A 14,932-nucleotide genomic window follows, 5' to 3' on the forward strand; every position below is an offset into this window, starting at 1 on the left:
CTTGGTTGTGTCAGGCGCTTTGCTGCAGACGCACCATATTGCCAGCCGGATCGCGGAACGCGCAGTCACGCACGCCGTAGGGCTGATCGATCGGCTCCTGCACGATGTCGGCGCCCCGGGATTCGATGGCCGCGAAGGCCGCGTCCACGTCGTCGGTCGCGAGGACGATGCCGCCGAAGCTGCCCTTCGCCATGAGACCGAGCACGGTGGCGCGCTCCTCGTCGTTGATGCCCGGGTCGACGGCGGGCGGCGTGAGGACGATCGCGGTGTCGGGCTGCCCCTGTGGGCCCACGGTGATCCAGCGCATCCGGTCGTAGCCGACGTCCTTGCGGACCTCGAACCCGAGCACGTCGCGGTAGAAGGCGACGGATGCGTCGGCATCCGTGTGCGGGAGGAAACTGGCGTTGATGGTGATGTTCATGATGATCAGGCTAGGTGCGCGTCGGTGCGCGGCGCTTCTTGATTCCTGATCGGTCTGATGACCTGCTTCGCCAGGAATGTCGGGATGCCGTCGACGTCAGCGGCTCGCGCGCGGTAGACGCTCGGTGAGACGCCGACCAGCTCGCTGAACCGCGTGCTGAAGGTGCCCAGCGAGGAGAACCCCACCTCGAAGCACACGTCGGTGACGCTGATGTCACCTCTGCGCAGTAGCGCCATCGCGCGCTCGATGCGGCGGGTCATCAGGTACGAGTACGGAGACTCGCCATAGGCGTCTCGGAACGTGCGGCTGAGATGCCCCGCCGACATGTGCACTCCCCGCGCGAGCGCCTCGACATCGAGCGGCTTCGCATAGTCGCGGTCGATGCGGTCGCGCACCTTGCGCATCAGCACCAGCTCACGCAGCCGCGCATCATCGACAGGAGTCACACGTCGATCCTGCCATGTCGCCGCATGTACTCATATATCGCTCTGCGACACCCCGCCGCAGGTCTCCCCCGCTTCGTCGCAGCCGAGGGCTACGCTGGGGCACATCCCTCACAGGATCTTCCCAGAAAGGGTCTACACATGTCCGAATCCCTCGCCGCCGACGCCAAGGCCGCCTTCAAAGCGATCCGCGTCTCGCTCGCCGTCTCGGGCGCATTGTCGCTCATCGCCGGCATCGTCCTGCTGGTCTGGCCGGTCAAATCGATCGTCTTCGTCACCGGCATCTTCGCCGCCTATCTGATCGTCGCGGGTCTCGTCTACATCGGGCTCGGCATCTTCTCGAGCTCCAAGGGCGGATGGGCCCGTGCCGGGCACATCGCCCTCGGCGTGCTCTACATCGTGGCCGGCGTGATCGCCTTCTCGAACCTCAAGGAGGCAGCGGTCACCTTCGCCCTGATCACGGTCGTGTTCATCGGCATCAGCTGGCTGTTCGACGGCATCGTCTCACTGACGCTGCTCGGGAACGACGGATCGCGCACGTGGACGCTGCTCTACGCGATCCTCAGCATCATCGCGGGTGTCTTCGTGCTCTTCAACGTGCTCGCCGCAGGCATCTGGCTGTGGATCTTCTTCGGCGCCTCCCTGGTCGCGCTCGGCATCGTGCAGATCATCCGCGCGATCACGCTCGGGCGTGACGCGAAGGCTGTGAAAGACGCCGTCACCGGCTGACACTTCGCCGTCGACGCAGATCGGCCCCGAACTGTTCGCAGTTCGGGGCCGATCGTCTCTTTCAGCGGATCATTCCGCGACGAAGCCGCTGACGTCGCCGACGAGACGGGTGTTGTCGACGGGAACCGGGTCGATCGCCGCCTTCGCGACCTCGGCCGCGAACTCCGACACGTTGTAGAGCTTGCCGGCCGACTCACGTCGCTCGGAGATGGCGCCGGGGTTGGCGCGCTCGAGAAGGGTCGCCGTGATCGTGCCCTCGATCATGTCGCCCGAGACGACGGTGAAACCGATGCCCTTCTCGGTGAGACCGGGGATGAGCTCGCGCAAGGCGTCTTCCCCGGCACGCTTCGAGAGCGCGACGGGGAGGTACTCGGGCATCGTCGGGGTCGTGCGGATGAAGTGCGCCTGGTGGCTCGTCACGAACACGACGCGCGCCCCCTCACCGAGAAGCGGCGTGGCCGCGTTCAGCACGTTCAACTGGGCGTCGCGGTTGAGGGTGAGGGCGTAGTCCTCGGCCATACCGGACTCCATGCCGCCGGAGGCGTTGAGCACGAGCACATCGAGCCGGCCGAACTCGTTCTTCACGGCGTCGAACATCTCCGCCACGGATGCCGGGTCGGTGAGGTCGGCGCCCACCACGAGCACACGGCGGCCGAGCTCGCGCAGCTCGTTCGCGAGCTTCTCAGCGCGCGGAGCCTTGTTGCGGAAGTTGATGACGACGTCGGCTCCGGCCTCGGCGAAGTAGCGCACGGTGTCGGCGCCGATGCCGCGCGACGAGCCGGTGACAAGAGCGACCTTGCCGTCGAGGGAACCTGCGGGAAGAACGTCGGACACGGTGACTCCTTGAGATGCGCTGATCGCCGCGAGAACGCGACCCACTCACATTACCAACGGCCGCCCGGGGCACCCTCGGCGGCGCTCAGCACCGTGATAGGTTGACCGCAAAGGAGGCCGCATGAACGATGTCACGATTTTCGTAGAGTTCATCGACCAGTGGGCATGGATCGGGTGGCTGGTGCTGATCGCCGTCTTCCTCGTGATCGAGATGCTGTCGTTGGACTTCACCTTCCTGATGCTGAGCTTCGGGGCGGCAGTCGGCCTCATCACCGATCTGATCGGCATCCCCGTCTGGGCTCAGGTGATCATCGCCGCGGCCGCGGCGGCCCTCTTCATCCTCTTCATCCGGCCGCCTTTGCTGAAGAGGCTGCATCGCGGTGAGGACCCCACGAAGTCGAACGTCGATGCGCTCATCGACCTGCGCGGCCTCGCGCTGCAGGAGATCACGCAGGTCTCCGGCCAGGTCAAGCTCAGCAACGGCGACACCTGGACTGCCCGCACAGCGTCTCCCGTCGCCATCCCCACTGGAGCCACGATCGCCATCACGGCGATCAACGGCGCCACCGCCATCGTCCGTCCCGTCAACGACTAGGAGAACCAGTGGACGACTCCAACTTCATCCCCACCGCGATCGGGTGGATCCTCGCGATCGCCGTCATCATCTTCGTGGTGGTGACGCTCGCACGCTCGATCCGCATCATCCCCCAGGCGACCGCCGGCGTGGTGGAGCGGCTCGGCCGCTACCACAAGACGCTCATGCCGGGTCTGAACATCCTGGTGCCGTTCATCGACCGCCTGCGTCCGCTGATCGACATGCGCGAGCAGGTCGTGTCCTTCCCGCCGCAGCCCGTGATCACCGAAGACAACCTGGTCGTCTCGATCGACACGGTCGTGTACTTCCAGGTGACGGATGCTCGGGCGGCGACCTACGAGATCGCCAACTACCTCGGCGCCGTCGAGCAGCTCACGACCACGACACTCCGCAACGTGGTCGGCGGTCTGAACCTCGAAGAGGCGCTGACCAGCCGCGACAACATCAACGGCCAGCTGCGCGTCGTCCTCGACGAGGCCACGGGCAAGTGGGGCATCCGCGTCGGACGTGTCGAGCTCAAGGCGATCGATCCGCCCGTCTCCATCCAGGATTCGATGGAGAAGCAGATGCGCGCCGAGCGAGACCGCCGTGCCGCGATCCTGACGGCCGAGGGCTCCAAGCAGTCGCAGATCCTCGAAGCCGAGGGCCAGCGCCAAGCCGCCATCCTCCAGGCCGAGGGCGACAAGCAGGCCGCCGTGCTGCGCGCGCAGGGTGAAGCCGAAGCCATCCAGAACGTCTTCACCGCCATCCACCAGGGGCAGCCGGACGACAAGCTCCTCGCCTACCAGTACCTGCAGATGCTGCCGAAGATCAGCGAGAGCTCCTCGAGCAAGCTGTGGATCATCCCGAGCGAGCTCACCGAGGCGCTCAAGGGCATCGGCAGCGCGTTCACGCCGAAGCCGCCGACGGGCACGCCGGGCGCGTGACGCACCCGTACTTCGCGAAGACACGCCACCCTCGAGTCCTCGCCCACCGCGGTCTTCTCACCGCGGCAGGCGAGGACTCCGGTGTGTGGGAGAACAGCGCGGCCGCTTTCGCCGCGGCTCACGCCGTGGGAGTCGAGTACATCGAGACCGACTGCCATGTGTCCGCCGACGGCGACGTCGTGCTCTTCCACGACCCCGACCTCACCCGTCTGAACGGCGACACGCGCGCCGTCGCCGAGATCGGCACGCGCGAGCTGCGCGCCATCTTCGCAGACCACGGCGGACTGCTCACGGTCCGCGAGGCCCTCGATTCCTTTCCCGGGGTCCGCTTCAACATCGATATCAAGACGGATGCCGCTGCGGAACCGCTCGGCGCGCTCGTCGCGCCGCACGCTCATCGAGTGCTCGTCACGAGCTTCTCGGATGCGCGACGGCAGGTGGCGATCGCTGCGGCCCTTCGCGGCGGCGCCGCCATCCGCCCTGCGACATCCGGTGGCAGCCGCACCATCGCCGCAATGGTGGCTCTCTCCGCTCTGCACCTCTCCCCCGGCCGCGTTCTCCGCAGCCTCGACGCACTCCAGATCCCCGAACGGCAGCGGGGCATCCGAGTGCTCACCCCCGCCCTGATCCGCGCCGCTCACCGACACGATGTCGAGGTCCATGTGTGGACCGTGAACGAGGCGTCCGAGATGACACGTCTGATCGAGGCCGGTGTCGACGGCATCGTCTCCGACCGTGCAGACGTCGCCCTCGAGACGCTCGCCGCTCCTTAGGTCGTCGCGCTGGGATTCACCTGTGAATCCCAGCGCGAACACGTCTTCTCGGATGAGAAGCACAGGCTCGAGCGTTATACCTGACAGCGACGAGAGGACCACACAATGGCAGATCGCAGCCTGCGCGGCATCCGACTCGGCGCCCAGAGCCTACAGAGCGAAGAGGGCGTCGTTTTCATGGAGCGCCGTGAAACCACCTACACCTGTGACACATGCGGTCACGTCACGAACCTGATGTTCGCGGCTGACGCCGAGCCGCCCCAGACCTGGGAGTGCCGCTCCTGCGGCGCCGAGGCCCGCCTGAACGTCGACGGCCACGCCGTCACGCTCGAGGTCACCGATGAGAAGGCCGCACGTACGCACTGGGACATGCTCCTGGAGCGCCGCACCCGCGCCGAGCTCGAAGAGCTTCTCGAAGAGCGCCTCGCGGTTCTCCGCGCGCGCCGCGGCACCGGCGAAGACCCGACCCGGCAGAAGATCGGCGCCTAAGCGCGCCGGGAGCGCCACCACCCGATGAGAAGCGCTCCCATCCCGCCCCATAGCAGCAACTGCTGAATCCAGGGGCTCAGCACGACACCAGCCGTGAGGCCGGAGCGAAGCTCGACATCTTCGAGCATCGCCCCGGCCTCATCTGCATCCAGGGCCGTCACGGTCGTCCCGTCGGGGCGGATGATCTGGCTCGTGCCCACCGTCGAGATGTTCACCACGCTGCGCCCCGTCTCGATCGCGCGCATACGCGCGAAGGCGAGTTGCTGCAGGTTCTCATCCGTCCCGCGGAAGTCCGCGTTGTTCGTCTGGAACACGAGAACTTGAGCCCCGTCCGTCAGACTCTGGTGCACCAGGTCGTCGTAGATGACGTCGAAGCAGATCGCCAAGCCGACCTTCGCCCCGTCGACATCGACGATCGGCGGGTTGACTCCCGGCGTGTACTCACGGCCGATCAGCCCGATGAGGTCGGGCACGATCGCGTAGTAGAACGCCCGATCCGGCACGTACTCGCCGAACGGCACAGGATGCCGCTTGTCGTGCGTCTGCTCGGCTGTGCCGTCCGGCATCCACAGCATCGAGGTGTTGAAGTAGAGGTCGTCACGACCCGTGGCGGCGTTCGCCAGCAGCGGGGCACCGATGTTGTTCGCGACACGAGTCATCCGGCGCGCGGTGGCCGAGTCCTGGAACGGGTCGTAGTCGAGCGACCCCTCCGGCCACACGAGCAGATCGACGTCTTCTCCGTACAGCGGCTCGGTCGCAGCGGTCTGGGCATCGATCACCGAGTAGGGCTCGCGCTGGTCGAAGTATCCGGTCGGGCCGTTTCCCTGCACGGCGGCGATGCGCATGGAACCGGCTCCCGCTGTCGGGAAAAGCGGTGTGAACAGCAGGACGGCCACGACCGCAGCGGGAGCGACGAGGCGCATCGGACGCCGCCAGACCCCGAGACGCGTCGTCTCGATCAGCATCGCCACCAGCAGCACCATGAGGAAGCTCAGCCCGCTCACGCCCAGCCATGACGACACGGGCGCCAGGGGGCTCTCAGCCTGCGTCATGCCCAGGCGCGCCCAGGGGAAGCCGCCGTACGGCCAGTTGCCGATGAACAGCTCACGGCCGACCCAGAGCGCCGCCACGACGGCGGGGAGCACGACGAGTCGCCCCGCGGGCCCAGCGAAGGCTCGAGGCAGCCAACGGTAGGCCAGGGCGATCGGGATGAGCGCGATCGCCGTCAGGCCGCCCTCGACGACGCTCAGCGCCGCCCACGGGATCGGGCCGAGATAGCGAGAGGTCCACGAGACGAGCAGCGCGAAGAAAAGGATGCCGTACACGAGCCCGACCAGGAGCGCCCCACCTGCGCGTCGGCCGATCAGCGCCAGGAGCAGGAGGGCGACCGCGGGGAACGCGAGGACCCAGATCGCCGGTCCCGGGTAGGAGGCGTACATCAGCAGAGCGGCAGCGGCGGCGGCGGGCAGCGCCAGAGGAAGAGGCAGCAGCGCGCGCGGGCGCACGGACGTGTCGGACATCGGAACCCCGGTCACATCGACGAGTAGGCGACGATGCCCCGACGGATGCCGTCGAGGGCGACTCGGGCGTTGCGGGCGAGGGCGGCGTCTTCGGCGACGATCGAGAGCTGATCGAGGAGGTCGATGGTCTGCTTCGCCCAGCGGACGAAGTCCCCCGCGGCCATGTCTGCGTCGATCAGCACGCGGTCGAGCATGCCGCCGCGCGCCCAGGAGTGCATGGCGCCGGCGAGGCCCGGGGCCAGCGGTTCAGTGCCGGGCAGATGGTGGTCCTTCTCGAGGTCGTCGAGCTCGGCCCACAGCGTCGTGGTCTTGTCATATGCCGTGCGGAACGCGCCGCGTGGGAGGTTCCGCTCCCCCGCGTTCGCCTCGTCGCGCCGCGGCTCGTACACGAGGCAGCAGGCCATCGCGGCGAGAGACGGCGCGTCAAGACCCGTCCAGAGCCCCTGGCGCAGGGACTCCGCGACGAGAAGGTCGCGTTCTCCGTAGATGCGGCGCATCGTGCGCCCGGCATCCGTGAGCGACGTCTCACCGTCGACCACGGTGAGGTAATCCAGCGTCTCGAGCACCTCCACGACCCGGTCGAAGACACGAGCGACCGTACCTGTACGGGTCTCGATCTGACGACGGATGCGGTCGGTCTGCCGCTTGAGCTTCCAATAGCGCTCCGCCCAGCGGGCGTGATCCTCGCGGTCGGGGCAGCGATGGCATCCGTGGCGCTGCATCTGGCCTCGAAGCGACTGGATGCGTGTCATGCGTGTGTCGCGTGCACCGCGCGGCGCATGCGCGTCCTGACGGTTCTTCTTCTCGAGGTCGCTGAGCTCACGACGGATCGCACCGTACTCGACGAAATCGCCGTGTTCGCACTCCATCGCCTTCTGGTAGCCGGCGAGCGATTCCTCGGCGTCACGCACCTGCCGCGCCAGGCCCACCACGGCACGGTCGGCCTGGAACTGCGCGAACGACGACTCGAGGATCTGGCGGGCCCTGCTCTTGCCGAACAGATCGATCAGATTGACCGCCATGTTGTACGTCGGACGGAAGCTCGAGTTCAACGGATAGGTGCGGCGAGAGGCGAGCGCTGCGACCCCCTGCGGGTCCATGCCCTCGGTCCACTGCACGACCGCATGGCCCTCGACGTCGATGCCGCGGCGTCCCGCGCGTCCGGTGAGCTGCGTGTACTCCCCCGACGTGATCGCGACGCGGGCCTCGCCGTTGAACTTCTCCATCTTCTCGAGCACGACCGTGCGCGCCGGCATGTTGATGCCGAGCGCCAGCGTCTCGGTCGCGAACACCACCTTGACGAGCTTTCGCCGGAAGAGCTCCTCGACGACCTCTTTGAAGGCGGGGAGGAGTCCCGCGTGATGCGCCGCGACGCCGCGCTCGAGGTCGTCGAGCCACTCCCAGTACCCGAGGACCCCGAGGTCCTCGTCCTGAAGGGAACGCGTGGACTCCTCTACGATCGCGCGGATCTCTGCGCGCTCCTCGGCCGAGGTCAGCCGGAGGCCCGAGCGACGCACCTGCTGCACGGCCGCGTCGCAGCCCACGCGGCTGAAGATGAAGAAGATCGCCGGCAGGAGATTCGCGCGATCGAGCAGGTGCACCACGTCCGGCCGGTCGACGCGCTCGATGCGTCGGGCATCGGGCCTGCGCCCGCCACGCTGCGGCCGCTGCGCCTGCCTGCCGGCGTGCCGATCGCTGCGATACGACTGGGCACGTCGGTTGTTGTCGTAGTTCGAGCCGGTGGAGGAGCGGATGCGCATGAGCTCCTGATTGACCTTCGTCGTGGCGAGGCCCGCGCGTTCATCGAACAGCGGCAGCAGATCGTCGCGCACGAGCACATGCTGCTCGAGGGGAACCGGGCGGATCTCGGAGACGATCACCTCGGTGTCGCCGCGCACGGTGTCGAGCCAGTCGCCGAACTCTTCGGCGTTCGACACGGTCGCGCTGAGCGACACCAGCCGCACATGCTGCGGAAGGTGGATGATGACCTCTTCCCACACAGCCCCGCGGAAGCGGTCGGCGAGGTAGTGGACCTCATCCATCACCACGTAGCGAAGGTCGCGCAGCGCTGCGGAATCGGCATAGATCATGTTGCGCAGGACTTCGGTGGTCATCACGACGATGCGCGCGTTGCCGTTGATGTTGGTGTCGCCGGTGAGGAGCCCGACCTGATCGGCACCGTACACATCGACGAGTTCGCGGAACTTCTGATTCGACAGAGCCTTCATCGGCGTCGTGTAGAAGGCCTTGTCGCCCGGTGTCTGCATCGCGAGATGGATCGCGAACTCGCCCACGATCGTCTTGCCCGCTCCCGTGGGGGCGGCGACGAGCACACTGTGTCCTCGTTCGAGAGCGTGACAGCCGGCGACCTGGAATGGGTCGAGGTCGAAGCGCTGACGTGCGGCGAAGGCGCTGGTCTGCGGGTGCTCGGACGCCTCCCGCGCCGCAGCGTAGCGCTCGGCGGGCGAGCTCACGAGACGTCCGGCAGCAGGCCCTCGACCTTGGCGCGCTTGGCGCGACGCCGGTCGAAGAGCAACGAGACCAGGGTCGCGGCGAAATACAGGACGATGAGGATGCCGGCGAGGAGGAACATCGAGAAGATGTCGGCGGCCGGGGTCGTGATCGCGGCGAAGAGGCAGGCGATGAGAATCGCGATCCGCCAGCCTTTGAGAATCGCCTTGCCGCTCATCACACCCGCGACGTTCAGAGCCACGAGGAAGACCGGCAGGACGAACGAGACACCGACCACGAGAACGAATTTGAACATGAAGTCGTAGTACTGACCGGCGTCGAAGTAGTTCACGCCGCCCTCCGGAACGAAGGTGGACATGATCTCGATCACGTGGGGAGCGACGAGAACCGCAACGTAGCCGCCCGCGAAGAAGAGCGGGATCGCGGCTCCGACGAACCCGAGGGTGTATCGGACTTCTTTGCGGGTAAGCCCCGGCATGATGAACGCCCAGACCTGCCACAGCCAGATGGGCGCGGACAGCAGCATGCCGATCGCCAGCGCGATGCGCATGCGGAGGTCGAACCCGGAGGAGACGGCCGAGAACACCAGCTGGGCGAACGGAGTGTCAGTCCCGCGCTCTTCATCGAGGATGCGGATCGGACCGGTGATGTACCAGATGACCTGGTCCGTGACGAAGAACGCGATGATCATGCCGACGGCGAGGCCGATCACGGCGATGATCAGCCTCTTCCGCAGCTCGACAAGGTGCGCCGCAAGCGTCATCCGCCTCTCGCGGGGCGGGACGACCTCGGGCGCAGCGGAACTCTTGGCCACGCCTATGAGGAGCGCGGCGGCGTGTCGGTGCTCGGCGCCTCTGCCGACGTCGTGGTGCCCGAAGCGGTGTCGGAGGGGGTGCCATCTGCTTTGTCGGCGGCATCCTCTGCCTTCATCGCCTTCATCTCACCTCGGAACACACGAGCCGACTGGCCCATGCTCTTCGCCAGCGCAGGAAGCTTCGCTGCCCCGAAGAGCAGCAGGATGATGATGAGGATGATCCACAGGTGCGGACCGGCGAATAGATTGCCCATGAGAAAGTCTCCTCGTTGATTTCTGTCAGTCTAACCGGCGTCGCTGCCGTCAGGTCGGTAGTAGAGCGCGAGTCCGGCTGCGGCCCAGTCGTGGGTTGCCGCTCGGGCGATGCCAGGCTCGACGACTTCGAGCGCGCCGCCGAACCTTGCCGCGAGGCGTTTGATGCTGCGGGGATCGGCCAGGTGCAGCCGTGCCGTGACGATGCCGCCCTGCGCCTCCACGCCGTCGACCGAGAAGAAGGCGCCCAGAAGGGGCGCAAGACGCTCGGGAATGCGCACCGTGACCTCGCCGTCGTCGGCAGCTGCGGAGAACGCCTCGGGGACGGGCTCTCCGCGATGGGTGATGGCGATGTCTGTCAGCTGCGGGTCGCTCACGCGATCGAGATGGAAGGTGCGCATCGCCTGACGCAGATGGCACCAGCCCTGCAGGTACCACTGGCCGTTGGTGATGAGGATCTGCACGGGATCGACTGTGCGGGTCGTGGGCTCGGCATCCGGAGCCTTGTAGGTGAACGAGACGGCGACGCCGCCCTGCACACCAGTCGCGACCACCGTGCGCACCTCGTCGATCGCCGTGGGCGCCACCACGACCTCCGCCGGGGCGTCGGCTGCTCCTCGGGAGAGCTTGGCTATGAGGCCCTTCACGAGACCGGTGTCGGAGACCGCGGGCACCGCGGCGACCATCTGGAGGCCGGCGAGCAATGCGGCGGCTTCACGGGCGGTGAAGCGCGGAACTCGTCGAAGCGCCACATCGTTGGTGATCTCGATCACGTCTTCGTCGTCGAGCAGATCCCAGTTGATGTCGAACATCTCCTGCGGCTGCTGCCAGAATCCGGAGTCACCGGGCAGGCCGATGACGGTGAGCTTCTCGACCATGGACCGCATCTCTTCGCGGCCGACGCCGAACTCTGCCGCGGCCTCGTCGAGTGAGACCTGACCGTGCTCGAGCAGATACGGCACGAGGGTCAGATAGAGCCGCACGCGGTCGGCAGCGAGCAGAGGCTTCGGTTGCGCGCTCATCGGTCCACCTCCGCGTTCGCCTCGACGACGGCGTGCAGACGCGCGATCACGGCATCGCGCAGCGCGATCGGTTCGACGACACGGACTTCTGGGCCGTAGGAGGCCAGTTCGTCGGCGAAGATGTGGACGTCGACGAAGGGCACGGTGATTCCCTGGACAGCGGGCTTCGCGCGGCGGCCCAGCCGCAGGGAGGCCTCGGTTCCCGGTGTCACCTCGAGAAGTGCCGAATTGCTCGCGGCGACCTCCTCGAGTCCGGCGATCGCTCGATCCCCCGCTCCTTCTCGCAGTGCAGGGTCGAAGGAGACGGTGGTGATCTTCACCGCACCGACGATGCGGCTCAGCAGGAACGTGCGATCTCCCCCGGCCTCGACGTCGACACCGAAGACGTGCCAACGGGCTTCGTAGTCGACGAGGGCCAACGGGCGGATGCGGCGGGTACGGGCAGCGTCCTCCCCCGGCTTCAGGTAGTCGAAAGTGACGACGCGGCTCTTCTCGATCGCCTCCTGGAGCGGCGCGAAAGCGGCGTCCCTCGCCGTGATCCGGGGAGCGAAGCCGATGATCGGCTCGTCGCCGTCGATACCCAGAGCTCGGATCTTGCGGACGCCCGCCTGGGCGTCTCCCGAGACCGATTCGGCGCTCCACACGCTGCCGGCGAGCTGCAGCACGGCCAGCTCGGCCGGAGTGAAGTCGATGTCGCTCGGCAGATCGTATTCCGCCTGAGGGATACGATACCGGGCCTCCCGGAGGTCGTTCGGGTCGCTCGCCTCGCCGATGGTCTCGACGGGAACACCCAGCTTGCGCAGCTCGTCCTTGTCGCGCTCGAACATTTTCTCGAGTGCATCCGAACGCGCCCCTGCATCCGCTCGCTGCCGGTACCCCGAGACGTTGTCGAGGATCTGCTGCTTGGTGAGCCCGATCTCCGTGGCCATCAGCGCCACGACGAGGTTCGTCAGGCGCTCCTCCGCGGGAATCCCGGCTGCCATCACTGCTGCTGCTGAGGTGCCGCTGTCGTGATGCCGAGGATGTCGACCACGAGAACCTGCGCGGGCGACGAATCGGCCGCGGGCGTGACGATCATGATCTGCGAGCCGACGGTCGCCCCGACCATCTCGGGAAGCGGCGACGTGACGAGAGACGTGGAGCCCCAGCTGGTGCCGGCGACGCTCTTGTCGTCCCAGTTCAGCACCGTGTGGTTGACGACCACGAAGTCGCCCTCCTTCACCTTCGGGCCGTCACCCTTGATGAGCGTCTGCACGACGGCCTCCTTGGGGGCCGCGGAATCCGGGATGATCACGCCGGGTGTGCCGTCGGGTGCGCGCACGACGGTCGGCAGACCGCGCGCGTCGTTGAACTGCGGGGTGCCCTCGGCCTTCGGCAGGAACACGTGCCCGATGTCGAAGACGATCACAATGCTCCCGGCGTCGGCCTGGGCGCCCATGTCCTTCGGCGTCAGCAGACCGACGACGCGGCTCCCACCGGTCGCGCACTGCAGAACCTTGCTGAGCGCCGGGGACACCTGGCTCCAGTAGGCGATGTCGTGCGGCTGCGTCGTCGAGGCGTCGTAGCCGGTGGTCTGCAGCTTGTCCCCGGTCTCCCCGTCGTACGTCGTGACGTTCGCGATGAAGGGCTGGTTCGCGCTCACGACGGCGGTGCCGTCGCCCACGACGGCGTCGACGAACGTCGAGGACTTCGCCGACACGGGGGCGTAGACCTCGACCTTCGGCTCGGAGCCCACGTCGCCCGAGGTGCTGACCGAGTCCGCCAGGGTCGTCGAGGCGTTCGCTGTGCGGTCGCAGACTGCGCCGTCGAAGGAAGGCGTCGAGGAGCAACCCGTCAGGGCGAGGACGGCAAGGCTGAGGGACGCCAGAGCGGCGGAGGTTCTACGCACGGGCTCAAGCATATTCCGTCGCGTCGCCGGTGTCGCGCGCTGCGGCGGCGAGGCGTGCTCCCTCGGCGGCCTTCGCAGCCTCGCGAGCGCGCTTGCGCAGGTTCTTGTCGTTGATCTCCCGATCGCCCACTGCACCCGGCGTCCACAGCTCGACGTCCTCGTCTCCATAGCTGCTCTTCGACGCACGCCGCTTCACGGATGGAGCGACGGCCCCTGGCGCGAGACGGCGGGCGGTGAGCAGGAATCCCGTGTGCGCGACCATCCGATGATCTGGGCGCACTGCGAGGCCTTCCACGTGCCAACCGCGCACCATGGTCTCGGACGCATCGGGATCCGTGAAGAGCCCGGTGGCGCGGATGTACTCGGCCACCCGCGAAAGCTGGGTCGCTGTCGCGATGTAGCAGAGCACCACTCCCCCAGGTGTGAGGGCGTCGGCGACGACGTCCATGCACTCCCAGGGCGCCAGCATATCGAGCACGACCCGGTCGACGGTTCCCGCCTCGAATTGCGCAGGCAGCTGCTCGGCGAGGTCGCCCACCACGACTTCCCATGTCTCAGGCGTCTCTCCGAAGAACGTGGCGACGTTGCCCCGCGCCACGTCGGCGAAGTCGTCTCGACGCTCGAACGACACCAGCCGACCGGCCGGACCGATCGCTCGCAGGAGCGAGAGCGACAGAGCACCGGACCCGACGCCGGCCTCGACGACGACCGCACCGGGGAAGACGTCGGCCTGCATGACGATCTGGGCGGCGTCCTTCGGGTAGACGATCGCAGCGCCTCTCGGCATCGACATCGCAAAGTCCCTCAGCAGCGGGCGCAGAGCGAGGTAGTCGTGGCCGGAGCTGTTGGCGACGACAGAGCCGTCCGGCAGTCCGATGAGATCGCGGTGCCGCAGGACGCCGTGGTGCGTGTGGAGCTCGCCGTCCTCTCGGAGCGTCACGGTGTGCAGACGCCCCTTCGGCCCCGTCAGCTGCACACGATCGCCTTCGCGGAAAGGTCCGCTCGGTCGCTTCGCTGTGGATTGGGTCATCGGGTGGCTCCTGTCAGAGACGTCAAGCGGGTGAAGAGATCGGCGATGTCGGATGCTCCGCGCTCAGCGAGCGTGGGCCACAGCTCATGCGCGCCGACGCCGTCGAGAGAGACGATATGCGGCACGCCGAGTGCCACTGCGCCAGAGGCGATGCCGGCGCGGAGGCCGGTGGGAGAATCCTCGATCACGACAGTGTCGGAGATGTCGACGCCGAGCAGGGCGGCGGCCTGGAGATAGGGCTCGGGATGGGGTTTCGAGTTCTTCACATCATCGCCGGCGACCACGATGTCGAAAGCCTCGAAGTCGATGAGATCGACGACTCCGAGGGCCATGCGCCGCAGCGACATGGTCACGAGGCCCGTGCGGATACCGGTGGCCCGCAGGTCATGCAACAACTCCCGAGCGCCGGGGCGGAACGGCACGCCCTGCGTCCGCAGCGCCTCCTGGACGGCATCCGTCAAGCGCGAGATGATCGCCTCCGCGGCCATGTCCACTCCGGCGTTCTGCAGGATGATGGCGCTGTCGATCAGGCCGTTGCCAACGAGCTGCAGAGCGTCGTCGTGGGTCCAGCTGCCGCCGTAGGACTCGACCAGGGCCGTCTCGGCAGCCATCCAGTACGGCTCGGTGTCGACGAGTGTTCCATCCATGTCCCAGAGGACTGCGCCCGGCTGTCTGCTCACTGAACCATGTTAGCCGTGGCTGCACCGGGCCCCCTCGCCGCGGA

17 protein-coding genes are annotated in these 14,932 nt (G+C 67.2%); 5 read left to right on the forward strand and 12 right to left on the reverse strand.

The window, feature by feature from the left end; all coding sequences use genetic code 11:
- Positions 1-10 precede the first annotated feature (10 nt).
- Positions 11-421, reverse strand: a complete 411-nt coding sequence (locus ACI3KT_RS03550; RefSeq protein ID WP_373426286.1) for a VOC family protein — start codon at positions 419-421, stop codon at positions 11-13.
- A 5-nt stretch (positions 422-426) separates the two neighbouring features.
- The gene (locus ACI3KT_RS03555; RefSeq protein ID WP_292908834.1) at positions 427-825 is read right to left on the reverse strand and encodes a helix-turn-helix transcriptional regulator; all 399 of its coding nucleotides are present in this window, start codon (positions 823-825) and stop codon (positions 427-429) included.
- A 180-nt stretch (positions 826-1,005) separates the two neighbouring features.
- Between ACI3KT_RS03555 and ACI3KT_RS03560 the strand changes: the two genes are divergently transcribed.
- A complete protein-coding gene (locus ACI3KT_RS03560) occupies positions 1,006-1,593 on the forward strand; it encodes an HdeD family acid-resistance protein (RefSeq protein ID WP_404902620.1) in 588 nt (195 codons plus the stop codon).
- 69 nt (positions 1,594-1,662) lie between these two features.
- Here the strand turns inward: ACI3KT_RS03560 and ACI3KT_RS03565 are convergent, their stop codons facing one another.
- Positions 1,663-2,427: an SDR family oxidoreductase gene (locus tag ACI3KT_RS03565; protein WP_292908740.1), complete on the reverse strand. Its 765-nt coding sequence runs from the start codon at positions 2,425-2,427 to the stop codon at positions 1,663-1,665.
- 121 nt (positions 2,428-2,548) lie between these two features.
- Between ACI3KT_RS03565 and ACI3KT_RS03570 the strand changes: the two genes are divergently transcribed.
- The 4 genes from ACI3KT_RS03570 (at position 2,549) to ACI3KT_RS03585 (ending at position 5,210) form a co-directional block, all read left to right on the forward strand.
- The gene (locus tag ACI3KT_RS03570) at positions 2,549-3,022 is read left to right on the forward strand and encodes an NfeD family protein (protein ID WP_404902621.1); all 474 of its coding nucleotides are present in this window, start codon (positions 2,549-2,551) and stop codon (positions 3,020-3,022) included.
- An 8-nt stretch (positions 3,023-3,030) separates the two neighbouring features.
- On the forward strand, positions 3,031-3,948 hold the full coding sequence (locus ACI3KT_RS03575) for an SPFH domain-containing protein (protein ID WP_292908744.1): 918 nt from the start codon (positions 3,031-3,033) through the stop codon (positions 3,946-3,948).
- Positions 3,945-4,721: a glycerophosphodiester phosphodiesterase family protein gene (locus ACI3KT_RS03580; RefSeq protein ID WP_404902622.1), complete on the forward strand. Its 777-nt coding sequence runs from the start codon at positions 3,945-3,947 to the stop codon at positions 4,719-4,721. Before ACI3KT_RS03575 ends, ACI3KT_RS03580 begins: the two co-directional genes overlap by 4 nt.
- A gap of 105 nt (positions 4,722-4,826) precedes the next feature.
- Complete coding sequence (locus ACI3KT_RS03585; protein ID WP_404902624.1) at positions 4,827-5,210, forward strand: RNA polymerase-binding protein RbpA; 384 nt, start codon at positions 4,827-4,829, stop codon at positions 5,208-5,210.
- Here ACI3KT_RS03585 and lnt read toward each other — a convergent pair.
- Genes lnt through ACI3KT_RS03630 form a run of 9 tightly spaced genes read right to left on the reverse strand, consistent with a single transcriptional unit; the run spans position 5,207 to position 14,888 of the window.
- Complete coding sequence (gene lnt, locus ACI3KT_RS03590) at positions 5,207-6,730, reverse strand: apolipoprotein N-acyltransferase (protein WP_404902626.1); 1,524 nt, start codon at positions 6,728-6,730, stop codon at positions 5,207-5,209. The genes ACI3KT_RS03585 and lnt overlap by 4 nt on opposite strands.
- 11 nt (positions 6,731-6,741) lie before the next feature.
- Complete coding sequence (locus tag ACI3KT_RS03595) at positions 6,742-9,204, reverse strand: DEAD/DEAH box helicase (protein ID WP_404902627.1); 2,463 nt, start codon at positions 9,202-9,204, stop codon at positions 6,742-6,744.
- Entirely contained in the window at positions 9,201-9,965 is a 765-nt protein-coding gene (tatC, locus tag ACI3KT_RS03600) for a twin-arginine translocase subunit TatC (RefSeq protein WP_404902869.1), read from the reverse strand. The genes ACI3KT_RS03595 and tatC overlap by 4 nt, the downstream gene beginning before the upstream one ends.
- A 53-nt stretch (positions 9,966-10,018) precedes the next feature.
- Positions 10,019-10,270, reverse strand: coding sequence for a twin-arginine translocase TatA/TatE family subunit (locus ACI3KT_RS03605; RefSeq protein ID WP_307296809.1), 252 nt, complete (start codon positions 10,268-10,270; stop codon positions 10,019-10,021).
- Positions 10,271-10,300: 30 nt separating this feature from the next.
- Complete coding sequence (locus ACI3KT_RS03610; RefSeq protein WP_292908756.1) at positions 10,301-11,290, reverse strand: YafY family protein; 990 nt, start codon at positions 11,288-11,290, stop codon at positions 10,301-10,303.
- On the reverse strand, positions 11,287-12,273 hold the full coding sequence (locus ACI3KT_RS03615; protein WP_292908758.1) for a YafY family protein: 987 nt from the start codon (positions 12,271-12,273) through the stop codon (positions 11,287-11,289). Before ACI3KT_RS03615 ends, ACI3KT_RS03610 begins: the two co-directional genes overlap by 4 nt.
- The gene (locus ACI3KT_RS03620; RefSeq protein WP_292908760.1) at positions 12,273-13,178 is read right to left on the reverse strand and encodes a hypothetical protein; all 906 of its coding nucleotides are present in this window, start codon (positions 13,176-13,178) and stop codon (positions 12,273-12,275) included. Before ACI3KT_RS03620 ends, ACI3KT_RS03615 begins: the two co-directional genes overlap by 1 nt.
- 4 nt (positions 13,179-13,182) lie before the next feature.
- Positions 13,183-14,208, reverse strand: coding sequence for a tRNA (adenine-N1)-methyltransferase (locus ACI3KT_RS03625; protein ID WP_404902629.1), 1,026 nt, complete (start codon positions 14,206-14,208; stop codon positions 13,183-13,185).
- Positions 14,205-14,888, reverse strand: a complete 684-nt coding sequence (locus ACI3KT_RS03630; protein ID WP_292908764.1) for an HAD family phosphatase — start codon at positions 14,886-14,888, stop codon at positions 14,205-14,207. Before ACI3KT_RS03630 ends, ACI3KT_RS03625 begins: the two co-directional genes overlap by 4 nt.
- Positions 14,889-14,932: the final 44 nt, after the last annotated feature.

This window comes from Microbacterium sp. ZW T6_19 (assembly GCF_044987465.1).
GTDB lineage: Bacteria > Actinomycetota > Actinomycetes > Actinomycetales > Microbacteriaceae > Microbacterium > Microbacterium natoriense_A.